1 protein-coding gene is annotated in these 961 nt (G+C 70.3%); it reads right to left on the reverse strand.

Translation table 11 applies throughout. The annotated features are described in order from the left end of the window. On the reverse strand, positions 1-959 hold a 959-nt coding region (locus tag ID574_RS59250), incomplete at its 3' end, for an aldo/keto reductase (RefSeq protein ID WP_188197866.1). Positions 960-961: the final 2 nt, after the last annotated feature.

Consider the following 961-nt stretch of genomic DNA (forward strand, 5'->3'; position numbering starts at 1 on the left):
GCCTCCTTGGCGGCTTGGTCGATGGCGGTCAGCTCCTCGTCGGTGAAGTCGAGGCGGTCCACGGCGGCCACGTTGGCCTCCAGTTGTTCCGGGCTGGAGGCGCCGACCAGGACGGAGGTGATGCGGGGGTCGCGCAGTGCCCAGGCCAGGGCGAGCTGGGCGACGCTCTGGCCGCGGGCGGCGGCGATGTCGGACAGTGCGCGGACGAAGGCCAGTACCTGCGGGGTGACTCGGTCGGGGGTCAGGAAGCGGCCTTCGGCGGCGCGTGAGTCGGCCGGGATGCCGTTGAGGTAGCGGTCGGTGAGCAGTCCCTGGGCCAGTGGCGAGTAGACCACGCAGCCGATGCCGTGCTGTTCCAGCACGTCCAGCAGGGCCTGTTCGATGCGGCGGTTGAGCAGGGAGTAGGACGGCTGGTGGACCAGCAGCGGGGTGCCGAGCTCGCGTAGCAGGGCGGCGATGCGGGCGGTGTTGTCCGGGGTGAAGTTGGAGACGCCGGCGTACAGTGCCCGGCCGGTGCGGACCATGTGGTCGAGCGTGGCGGCCTGTTCCTCCAGCGGCGTCTGTTCGTCCTCTCGGTGCAGGTAGAAGATGTCGACGTGGTCGAGGCCGAGGCGGGTCAGGGAGCGGTCGAGGGTGGCCAGCAGGTGTTTGCGGGAGTTGCCCTTGCCGTAGGGGCCGTCCCACATGGGGTTGCTGCCTTTGGTGGTGATCACGACTTCGTCGCGCAGGGAGCGGGGCAGGAGGCGGCCGAGGGTGGCCTCGGCGGCGCCGAGGGGCGGGCCGTAGCGGTCGGCGAGGTCGAAGTGGGTGATGCCCAGGTCGAAGGCTTTGTGGAGGATGGCGCGCTGGCTGTCGAGGGGTTTGCCTTCGCCGAAGTTGTGCCACAGGCCGAGGGAGACGGCGGGGAGCAGCAGACCGCTGCGGCCGCACCTGCGGTACGGCTGACGTGCGTAGTCCAAGG

The sequence above is a fragment of the Nonomuraea sp. SYSU D8015 genome (assembly GCF_008065375.1).
Lineage (GTDB): Bacteria > Actinomycetota > Actinomycetes > Streptosporangiales > Streptosporangiaceae > Nonomuraea.